This is a genomic window from Frigoribacterium sp. RIT-PI-h, assembly GCF_001297205.1.
Lineage (GTDB): Bacteria > Actinomycetota > Actinomycetes > Actinomycetales > Microbacteriaceae > Frigoribacterium.
This window is the reverse complement of sequence record NZ_LHOZ01000030.1, coordinates 1-10,386: the sequence shown is the minus strand read 5'-3', so window position 1 is coordinate 10,386 and position 10,386 is coordinate 1. Positions and strand designations below refer to the sequence as shown.

Annotated in this window: 7 protein-coding genes; 3 read left to right on the top strand and 4 right to left on the bottom strand. The window is 71.0% G+C overall.

What is annotated here, in order from left to right; all coding sequences use genetic code 11:
- Positions 1 to 47 precede the first annotated feature (47 nt).
- Positions 48 to 683 carry an HAD family phosphatase gene (locus AEQ27_RS02215; protein ID WP_054145203.1) on the top strand — a complete coding sequence of 212 codons (636 nt, stop codon included), beginning with the start codon at positions 48 to 50 and terminating at the stop codon, positions 681 to 683.
- Entirely contained in the window at positions 680 to 1,837 is a 1,158-nt protein-coding gene (locus tag AEQ27_RS02210; RefSeq protein WP_082383169.1) for an NADH:flavin oxidoreductase/NADH oxidase, read from the top strand. The genes AEQ27_RS02215 and AEQ27_RS02210 overlap by 4 nt, the downstream gene beginning before the upstream one ends.
- A gap of 97 nt (positions 1,838 to 1,934) precedes the next feature.
- Here the strand turns inward: AEQ27_RS02210 and AEQ27_RS02205 are convergent, their stop codons facing one another.
- The 3 genes from AEQ27_RS02205 to AEQ27_RS02195 form a co-directional block, all read right to left on the bottom strand.
- Positions 1,935 to 2,975, bottom strand: a complete 1,041-nt coding sequence (locus AEQ27_RS02205; protein WP_054145202.1) for a hemolysin family protein — start codon at positions 2,973 to 2,975, stop codon at positions 1,935 to 1,937.
- The gene (locus AEQ27_RS02200; RefSeq protein ID WP_082383168.1) at positions 2,972 to 4,417 is read right to left on the bottom strand and encodes a hemolysin family protein; all 1,446 of its coding nucleotides are present in this window, start codon (positions 4,415 to 4,417) and stop codon (positions 2,972 to 2,974) included. Before AEQ27_RS02200 ends, AEQ27_RS02205 begins: the two co-directional genes overlap by 4 nt.
- A 158-nt stretch (positions 4,418 to 4,575) precedes the next feature.
- Positions 4,576 to 6,012, bottom strand: coding sequence for a GuaB1 family IMP dehydrogenase-related protein (locus AEQ27_RS02195; protein ID WP_054145201.1), 1,437 nt, complete (start codon positions 6,010 to 6,012; stop codon positions 4,576 to 4,578).
- Between the two features lie 122 nt (positions 6,013 to 6,134).
- On the opposite strand from AEQ27_RS02195, the gene AEQ27_RS02190 reads away from it, so the two are divergent.
- Positions 6,135 to 9,908, top strand: a complete 3,774-nt coding sequence (locus AEQ27_RS02190) for a multifunctional oxoglutarate decarboxylase/oxoglutarate dehydrogenase thiamine pyrophosphate-binding subunit/dihydrolipoyllysine-residue succinyltransferase subunit (protein ID WP_082383167.1) — start codon at positions 6,135 to 6,137, stop codon at positions 9,906 to 9,908.
- Positions 9,909 to 10,084: 176 nt separating this feature from the next.
- Here the strand turns inward: AEQ27_RS02190 and AEQ27_RS02185 are convergent, their stop codons facing one another.
- Positions 10,085 to 10,270 (bottom strand): hypothetical protein, encoded by a 186-nt coding sequence (locus tag AEQ27_RS02185; protein ID WP_054145199.1) that lies wholly within the window; start codon positions 10,268 to 10,270, stop codon positions 10,085 to 10,087.
- Between the last annotated feature and the right edge of the window lie 116 nt (positions 10,271 to 10,386).

Here is a 10,386-nt window from a genome sequence, read left to right as displayed (position 1 = left end):
GCCCTCGCCCGACCCGCCCGACCCGCGGCCGCCGACACGGTGGATCGATGAGCATCTCACTCCCCGGCCGCACCGTCGTCTTCGACTACGGCGAGGTGATCGCCCGGTTCCCCGACGACGCCTCGCGCCGCCGCATCGAAGAGCTCGCCGGCGTCGACCCTGCCGTGCTCTGGCCCAGCTACGGCCGCCACCGCCACGCACTCGACCGCGGCACGCTCACCGCCGGCGCCTACTGGCGCGCGATCGAGTCCGACACCGGCGCCGCCTGGACCCGCACCCGCGTGCACGAGCTCTGGGCCGCCGACTTCCCGTCGTGGTTCGTCCCCGAGCCCGGCACCCTCGACGTGATTGCCGATCTGGCCGACGGCGGCACGCGCCTGGCGATCCTCTCGAACGCCGGGCTCGACTTCGCGTCGCCGTTCCGGCACTCGCCCCTCGGCGAGCTGTTCGAGCGCGTCTTCGTCAGCGCCGAACTCGACGACCTCAAGCCGTCGGCCACGATCTTCGAGCACGTCCTGGCCGAACTCGGAACAACGGCCGCCGACACGGTGTTCATCGACAACAGGTCCGACAACGTCGAGGCCGCCCAGGCGCTCGGCATCACCGGGCACCTCTACACCGGGCCCGAGCCCCTCCGACGCTTCGTCGACGAGCTCGCGGCCCTCCCCACCGAAAGGCGATGACCCCCCTCGTGACCCAGACGGACGCAGTCCCCACGACCACCCCCGACACCACCGCGGCGCCCACCGGCGCGAGCGTCGGCCTCTTCGACCCGATCACCCTGCGCGGCCGGGCCTTCCGCAACCGCCTCTGGGTCGCCCCCATGTGCCAGTACTCGGCCGAGCTCGAGGACGGCGTCCCCACCGACTGGCACCTCGTCCACCTGGGCTCGCTCGCCCGAGGAGGCGCGGGTGCGGTCATCGCCGAGGCCACGTCGGTCACGCCCGAGGGACGCATCTCGCCGCAAGACCTCGGGCTCTGGAACGACGCGCAGGTCGAGGCGTTCCGCCCGATCACGGCCTTCATCCGCTCTCAGGGCTCCGTGCCCGGCGTGCAGCTCGCCCACGCGGGCCGCAAGGCCTCGACCTTCCGCCCGTGGAGCGAGACGCAGGGCACCGTCCCCGCCGACCAGGGCGGCTGGACCACCGTCGCTCCCTCGGCGGTGGCCTTCGAGGGCTACGACGAGCCCGTCGCGCTGACCACCGAGGCCGTGGGCGACCTCGTCGAGGCGTTCCGCGCCGCCGCGCGCCGCTCGGTCGACGCCGGCTTCGACCTGATCGAGCTGCACGCCGCCCACGGCTACCTGCTGCACCAGTTCCTCTCGCCGCTGAGCAACGAGCGCGACGACCGGTACGGCGGCTCGCTCGAGAACCGTGCGCGCTTCCTGCTCGAGGTCGTCGCGGCCGTCCGGGCCGAGGTCGGCGACGAGTACCCGCTGCTCGTCCGCTTCTCGGCGACCGACTGGGCCGACGGCGGCTGGAACGAGGACGACACCGCCACCGTCGCCGCCTGGGCGCACGACGCCGGCGCCGACCTGTTCGACATCTCGACCGGCGGCCTCGTGGCCGGCGTGAGCATCCCGGTCGGCCTCGGCTACCAGGTCCGCTTCGCCGAGCACGTCCGCACCCAGGGCCGCGTCGAGACCGGCGCCGTCGGCCTCATCGTCGGCGCCGAGCAGGCCAACGAGGTCGTGGCCAGCGGTCGGGCCGACGTCGTGCTCATGGCGCGTGAGTTCCTGCGCGACCCGCACTTCCCGCTGCGCGCCGCGGCAGAGCTCGGGATCGAGATCGACTACACGCCGTCGCAGTACGAGCGCGCACCGTTCCGCGTGCGCTGAGCCGCCCGGGGCCGCAGCGGCCCCACACGACGCGACCCGCGCCTCCTCACCCTCTCGGGGTCAGGAGGCGCGGGTCGCGTCGTCTACGCAGGCTCGCTCAACGACGCCGGGTCGCGTCCTGCACCTCGCCGATGAGCTCTTCGAGGATGTCCTCGAGGAAGAGCACGCCACGCGTGGCTCCGGTCTCGTCGAAGGACCGCGCGACGTGGACTCCGCTGCGGCGCATGGTCGCCAGGGCGTCCTCGAGCTCGGTGCCCTGGAAGATCGAGATCAGCTGGCGGATGCGCTTGGGCGGCACCGGGTCGGCGAACTCGTCCTCGTCGAGGTCGATGACGTCCTTGAGGTGCAGGTACCCCGTGGGGTCGCCGCCGTCGTCGACCAGCACGTACCGCGAGAAGCCTCGCTGGGCGACGGCGCGCTCGACGTCGTGCGGCGTGGCGTCCTCGGGCAGGGTGACGAGCTCGTCCATCGGGACGGCCGTCTGCGCGACGGTCTTCTCGGTGAACTCGAACGCCGCGCGCACCGTGCCGGTGGCGTCGGTGATCATGCCCTCGCGCTGCGACTGGGCCACGATCGTCGCGACCTCGTCGACCGTGTAGGCGCTGGTCGCCTCGTCCTTCGGCTCGACCTTGAAGGCCCGCAGCACGGCGTTGGCCGAGTGGTTGAGGGCCAGCACGACCACGTGCAGCACGCGGGCGATGGCGACGAGCGGCGGGGCCAGCAGCAGGGCGGCGCGGTCCGGCAGCGAGAACGAGATGTTCTTCGGCACCATCTCGCCGAACACCACGTGCAGGAACGACACGAGCACGAGCGTGATGACGAAGCCCACGATGCTGACCAGCTCGGGGCTGAGCCCGGTCCAACCGAGCGGCCCCTCGAGCAGGTGGTGGATCGACGGCTCGGACACGTTGAGGATCAGCAACGAGCAGATCGTGATGCCGAGCTGCGTCGTCGCGAGCATCATCGTCGCGTGTTCCATGGCCCAGAGCGTGGTCTTGGCGGCACGACTGCCAGCCTCGGCCTTGGGTTCGATCTGCGACCGTCGGGCCGAGATCACGGCGAACTCGGCCGCCACGAAGAACGCGTTGCCGGCCAGCAGCACCACGAGCCAGACGATGCCCCACCAGTCGCTGCTCATCGGGTCACCTCTTTCGTACGGACCGCGCGACGGTCGTCCTCGACGCCCGTGCGCGCCTTCTCGGGCAGCGTCGTCTCGGGCAGCGTCGTCTCGGGCAGCGCCTTCGCGCCGCGTCGGCCCGGCTCGGTGGCCGTAACCTCGGGCACGTCGTCGGGCGTGGGCGTGAAGCGGATGCGGTCGATGCGTCGGCCGTCGAGCCGTTCGACCCGGAACGCGCCGTCGTCGGTCTCGACCACGTCGCCGACCTTGGGCAGGCGGCCGAGCTCGCTCATGAGCCAGCCGCCGACGGTCTCGTAGGGCCCGTCCTCGGGCACCTTGACCGAGGCGCGCTCGAGCAGTTCGTCGGGCCGCAGCAGACCGGGGAAGGTCAGCCAGTTGCGCGAGCGGACGACGTCGACCCGGCTGCGGTCGTGCTCGTCGCTGACCTCGCCGACCAGCTCTTCGATGAGGTCCTCGAGGGTGACGACCCCGGCGGTTCCGCCGTACTCATCGACGACGACGGCCATCTGGTAACCGCGACCGCGGACCTCGCTCAGCAGGTTGTCGAGGGTCATCGTCTCGGGCACGCGGACCGCATCGGTCAGCAACGCCGAGACGGGCACGTCCGCCCGCTTCTCACGCGGCACCGAGACGGCCTGCTTGACGTGGACGAGGCCCACGACGTCGTCGATGCCGTCGTCCGTCACCGGGAACCGCGAGTAGCCGGTGCGTCGAGCCAGCTCGAGCACGGTCTCGGCCGAGTCGCCGCGCGCGACGGTCGACAGACGGGGCCGCGGCGTCATGACGTCGGAGGCGGTGTGGTCGCTGAAGACGAGCGTGCGGGCGAGCAGGGTCGCCGTGTCGCGGTCGAGGCTGCCCTCGGTCGCCGAACGACGCACGAGCGACGAGAGCTCTTCGGCCGTGCGGGCACCCGACAGCTCTTCCTTCGGCTCGATGCCCATGGCCCGCAGCACGCCGTTGGCCGTGTTGTTGAGCAGGGCCACCGCCGGTTTGAACACCGTGGTGAACAGCACCTGGAACGGGATGACCAGCTTGGCCGTCTTGAGGGGCAACGCCAGCGCGAAGTTCTTCGGCACGAGCTCGCCGATGATCATCGACAACAGGGTGGCGACGACGATCGAGACGATCGGGGCGCCGACCGCGACGACCCCCTCGGGCACGCCGACCGCGGTGAGGGGCGGCGAGAGGAGCCGCGAGATCGCGGGCTCCATCGTGTAGCCGGTCAGCAGGGTCGTCAGCGTGATGCCGAGCTGGGCGCTCGACAGGTGGGTCGAGGTGATGCGCAGAGCGCCGATGGTCGGGGCGAGCCCCTTCTCACCCCGGGACTGGCGTGCCTCGAGGTCGGACCGGTCGAGGTTGACCAGCGAGAACTCGCTGGCCACGAAGAGGCCGGTGCCGACGGTGAGCAGCAGGCCGAACGCGAGCAGTATCCACTCGTTCACCGGACGGAGTCACCCCACTCGGCGGTAGGAGCACCCGAGGTCAGGAGGCGCGGCGTGTGATGGTGCGAGGGTGCGGTCGTCTGAGACGGAGGGTCATCCATAGACGGGCGATCTTACGGCACCGGCACGGTTCCCGTCACGTGACCTCGCCCCCCGTCTCACCAGCTGACGGGGAGCGCCTTGCCCTCTTCGTACCCGGCCGCGGACTGGACGCCGACGAGCGCACGCTCGGCGAACTCGGGAACCGACGTCGCCCCGGCGTAGGTGAACGAACTGCGGACGCCCGAGGTGATCATGTCGAGGAGGTCCTCGACGCCGGGACGCAGCGGATCGAGGTAGATCTTCGACGACGAGATGCCCTCGGCGAAGAGGGTCTTGCGGGCCAGCTCGTACGGGTCGAGGCGCTCGAAGCGACCACGCACGGCCTTGGTCGAGGCCATGCCCCAGCTCTCTTTGTAGAGGCCGCGCTCGTCGCTCGCCAGCTCGCCCGGTGCCTCGATGGTGCCGGCGAACCACGAGCCGATCATCACCGACGACGCACCAGCCGCGAGGGCGAGCGCCACGTCGCGCGGGTAGCGCACACCGCCGTCGGCCCAGACGTGCGCACCGAGGGCACGGGCGGCGGCCGCCGTCTCGAGCACGGCGGAGAACTGGGGGCGACCGACGGCGGTCATCATGCGGGTGGTGCACATGGCGCCCGGGCCGACGCCCACCTTGACGATGGACGCGCCGGCCGCGACGAGGTGCCGGACGGCCTCTTCGGTGACGCCGTTGCCCGCGACGATCGGCAGGCCCAGGTCGAGGGCGGACACCGCCTGGACGGCCCGGATCATGCCGTCCTGGTCGCCGTGCGCGGTGTCGATCACGAGCATGTCGACGCCCGCCGCGGCGAGGGCCTTCGCCTTGCCCGCGACGTCGCCGTTGATGCCGATCGCCGCGGCGACGCGCAGCCGACCGTCGGCGTCGACGGCGGGCTGGTAGATCGTCGACCGCAGCGCGCTCTTGCGGCTCACCGTGCCGACGACCTGACCGTGCCGAAGCACCGGGGCGAAGTGGATGTCGGCCGCCACCATGCGGTCGAACGCGTCGCGCGGGCTGTCGACGTCGTCGGCGTCGAGCGAGGTCAGGGCGCCGTGCAGCAGGTCGCCGAGCACCGCGTCCCGCGGGGCCGTGGCCAGGCGGGAGGTGGCGATGCAGCCCAGGTACGCCCCCGTGCCGTCGTGCAGCACGATGCCGTGGCCCTCGACGGCCGGGACGACGGAGAGCGCCTGTTCGACGGTCTGGCCCGCGTCGAGCGAGTAGGGCGTGGCGTAGTCGACGGGCTGGGCCTTGACCCAGCGGATGGCGGCGTCGAGGTCTTGCAGGTGCAGGTCCGGCGGCAGCACGCCGAGGCCGCCGCGACGGGCCAGGGTCGCCGCCAGGCGAGGGCCCGTGACCGAGTTCATGTTGGCCGACACGATCGGGATCGTGGCCCCCGTGCCGTCGCCCGGGGCGAGGGACACGTCGAGCCTGCTGGTGATCGACGACCGGCTCGGGACGAGGAACACGTCGGAGTAGGTCAGATCGTGCGTGGGGGTCGTCTCGTAGAACCGCATGGGTCCACGGTAATCCCTGTGAGTCGTCCCGCCGAGGACCAGCCGTTTGCGCTTAAGCTGGCAGAGGTGGGCGTCGCAGCCCACGCACTGATCAACAATCAACGGAGAGTGGGCGATCGGCTGTGTCAAGCCACGTGACCGGTACAACTGACGACGGCGCTGCAGCCGAGTTCGGGGCCAACGAGTGGCTCGTCGACGAGCTCTACGAGCAGTGGGTGGTCGACAAGAACTCGGTCGACGAGTCGTGGTGGCCGATCCTCGAGGCCTACACGCCGCCCGAGGGCGGCTCCGCCCCCACGTCGCCGGCCGCACCGTCCGTCGAGACCGCAGCCGCGCCTCCTGCGTCGTCTGCTGCCGCGCCGGCAGCCGATGCCCCGGCACCCGCGGCCGCTGCAGCCGCCGGCCAGAAGGCCGCCGCCCGCACGACCTCGGTCGAGCCGGCGGCGAAGCCGATCCCGGCCCAGGTGCCCGACAAGGCCAAGGCGAAGCCCGCGACTCCCGGCGAGCAGCCCACGCCCGAGGCCGAGAACGTCGTCTCGCCGCTGCGCGGCATGGCCAAGTCGCTCGCCACGAACATGGACGCCAGCCTCACCGTGCCCACCGCGACGAGCGTCCGCACGATCCCGGCGAAGCTGATGATCGACAACCGCATCGTCATCAACAACCACCTCAAGCGCGCCCGCGGCGGCAAGGTCTCGTTCACGCACCTCATCGGCTGGGCGCTCGTCCAGGCGCTGAAAGAGTTCCCCAGCCAGAACGTCTTCTACGACGAGGTCGACGGCAAGCCGTCGGTGGTCACCCCCGCGCACGTCAACCTCGGCCTCGCCATCGACATCCCGAAGCCCGACGGCACCCGCGCCCTGCTCGTGCCCGGTATCAAGAAGGCCGAAGAGATGCACTTCGGCGAGTTCCTCACCGCCTACGAGGACATCGTCAAGCGGGCCCGCGACAACAAGCTCGCCGCCGCCGACTTCCAGGGCAACACGATCTCGCTGACCAACCCCGGCGGCATCGGCACCGTGCACAGCGTGCCCCGCCTGATGAAGGGCGCGGGGGCCATCATCGGCGCCGGCGCGCTCGACTACCCGGCCGAGTTCCAGGGCTCGGCCTCGAAGACGCTCGTCGAGCTGGGCATCGGCAAGACCATCACGCTGACCAGCACCTACGACCACCGGGTGATCCAGGGTGCCGGCTCGGGCGAGTTCCTCAAGAAGGTCCACGAGCTGCTGATCGGGCAGCGCGGCTTCTACGAGGACATCTTCGCGGCGCTGCGCATCCCGTACGAGCCGATCCACTGGAACGCCGACATCAACGTCAACCTGGCCGAGCGCGTCAGCAAGACGGCCCGCGTCCAAGAGCTGATCAACAGCTACCGCGTGCGCGGCCACCTGATGGCCGACATCGACCCGCTCGAGTACCGCCAGCGCACGCACCCCGACCTGGCGATCGAGAGCCACGGACTCACCTTCTGGGACCTCGACCGCGAGTTCGTCACCGGCGGCCTGGGCGGCCGCACCCACGCCCTGCTCCGCGACATCCTCGGCATCCTGCGCGACTCGTACTGCCGCACCATCGGCGTCGAGTACATGCACATCCAGGACCCGGCACAGCGCAAGTGGATCCAGGACCACCTCGAGGTGCCGTACACGAAGCCCTCGCACGACGAGCAGATGCGCATCCTCGCCAAGCTCAACGAGGCCGAGGCCTTCGAGACCTTCCTGCAGACCAAGTACGTCGGCCAGAAGCGGTTCAGCCTCGAGGGCGGCGAGTCCACCATCTCGCTGCTCGACACCGTCATGCAGCACGCCGCCCGCGAGGGCCTCGACGAGGTCGCGATCGGCATGGCCCACCGTGGCCGCCTCAACGTGCTGACGAACATCGCTGGCAAGACCTACGGCCAGATCTTCCGCGAGTTCGAGGGCACGCAAGACCCCAAGACCGTCCAGGGCTCGGGCGACGTCAAGTACCACCTCGGCACCGAGGGCGAGTTCACGAGTGCGGTCGGCGAGACGATCCCCGTGTACCTCGCCGCGAACCCGTCGCACCTCGAGGCCGGCGACGGCGTGCTCGAGGGCATCGTGCGGGCCAAGCAAGACCGGGGCACGCCCGGGGCCTTCAGCACGCTGCCGATCCTCATCCACGGCGACGCGGCCATGGCCGGCCAGGGCGTCGTGGTCGAGACGCTGCAGATGTCGCAGCTGCGCGGCTACCGCGTGGGCGGCACTATCCACATCGTGATCAACAACCAGGTGGGCTTCACGACTCCGCCGTCCGAGTCGCGCACGTCGGTGTACTCCACCGACGTCGCCAAGACGATCCAGGCGCCGATCTTCCACGTGAACGGTGACGACCCCGAGGCCGTGGCCCGCGTCGCCGAGCTGGCGTTCTCGTACCGTCAGCAGTTCAAGCGCGACATCGTCATCGACCTCGTGTGCTACCGCCGACGCGGCCACAACGAGGGCGACGACCCCTCGATGACCCAGCCGCTGATGTACAACCTCATCGAGCAGAAGCGTTCGGTGCGCACGTTGTACACCGAGGCCCTCGTCGGCCGCGGCGACATCACGCAAGACGAGTACGACGGTGCCCACCGCGACTTCCAGGAGCGCCTCGAGCGCGCCTTCGCCGAGACGCACGCCGCGCAGACCGGGTCGATCCCGGTCGTCACGAGCGACGACGGCGACGTCGCCGACCTCGAGCGGCCCGTGGCCCAGCAGGACGACGCCCGGGGCGAGCCCGAGACCACGGGGGTCTCGCTCGAGCTCGTGCACGACATCGGGGACGCACACGACAACCCGCCGGCCGGGTTCTCGGTGCACCCCAAGCTGCAGCAGCTGCTGAAGAAGCGCGTCGACATGAGCCGCAACGGCGGCATCGACTGGGCCTTCGCCGAACTGCTCGCCTTCGGGTCGCTGTTGACCGAGGGCACGCCCGTGCGCCTCGCAGGTCAGGACAGCCGTCGTGGCACCTTCGTGCAGCGGCACTCGGTGCTGCACGACCGCGAGAACGGCCAGGAGTGGCTGCCGCTGCAGAACATCGCCGACAACCAGGCGAAGCTCTGGATCTACGACTCGCTGCTCAGCGAGTACGCGGCGATGGCCTTCGAGTACGGCTACTCGGTCGAGCGGGCCGACGCGCTCGTGCTGTGGGAAGCCCAGTTCGGCGACTTCAGCAACGGCGCCCAGACGGTCATCGACGAGTTCATCTCGTCGGCCGAGCAGAAGTGGGGCCAGCGCTCGAGCGTCGTGCTGCTGCTGCCGCACGGCTACGAGGGCCAGGGCCCCGACCACTCGTCCGCCCGCATGGAGCGCTTCCTGCAGCTCTGCGCCGAGGACAACATGACGATCGCCCGGCCGTCGACGCCTGCGTCGTACTTCCACCTGCTGCGCCGTCAGGCCTACGCCCGCCCGCGTCGTCCGCTCGTGGTCTTCACCCCGAAGGCCATGCTGCGGCTGCGCGGAGCGACCAGCGGGGTCGACGCGTTCACCTCGGGGCGCTTCGAGCCGGTGCTCGACTGCACCCGGGTGTCCGAGCCCGAGTCGACGAAGCGCGTCGTGCTGCACAGCGGCAAGATCCACTACGACCTCTCGACCGAGCTCGACAAGCGGGGCGTGCAGAACGACGTCGCGCTCGTCCGCCTCGAGCAGCTCTACCCGCTGCCGCTCGACGAGATCCGTCGCGTGCTCGACCGCTACCCGTCCGCCGAGCTCGTCTGGGCGCAAGAAGAGCCCGAGAACCAGGGAGCCTGGCCGTTCGTCGTTCTCGAGCTGCAGAAGCACCTCGACCGACAGATCCGCGTCGCGTCGCGTCCCGCGTCGGCCTCGCCGGCCGCCGGGTCGAACAAGGCGAGCGCGGTGCAACAGGCGGCCTTGATCGCCGAGGCGCTCGACCTGTAGACGGCCCCCGCCCGCACGGCCGTGGCCGCGCCTCCTACCGGAGGCGCGGCCACGGCCGTCTGCGCTGCTCTCCCCCGCCCAGGCCGGCCCCGGCGCCACCAGGCGGCCCTCCACCCGCCGCCCGGACCGGGCCCCATCGTGGCGCGCCATGCACAGGGGGGGCGGCTGCTGGCCCGTCACCGTGCGCGGGGGTGCCTTGGCGTGGGGCGCGCGGGCCGCGCGTGAAGGCGGAGGGTGGTGGGCTGGCGGGCGCCGTGCGGGCCGAGGCACCCGGTGACGAGACCGGGGCGGACCGTGAAGGTGGGGGCGTCGAGCGCGCGCTTGTCTCCGTAGATCTTGGTGAGGTTCCGGGCGTCGATCATCGCGTGCGTCCTGTCGTCGGCATGCTGAGGGGTGGCCGCATCGCCCCAGGCTCGGGGCCCGTGGTGTCCGGGGGCATCCCCCGCCCGGCCGAGCCCTGCGGATGACGGCGTGGCTG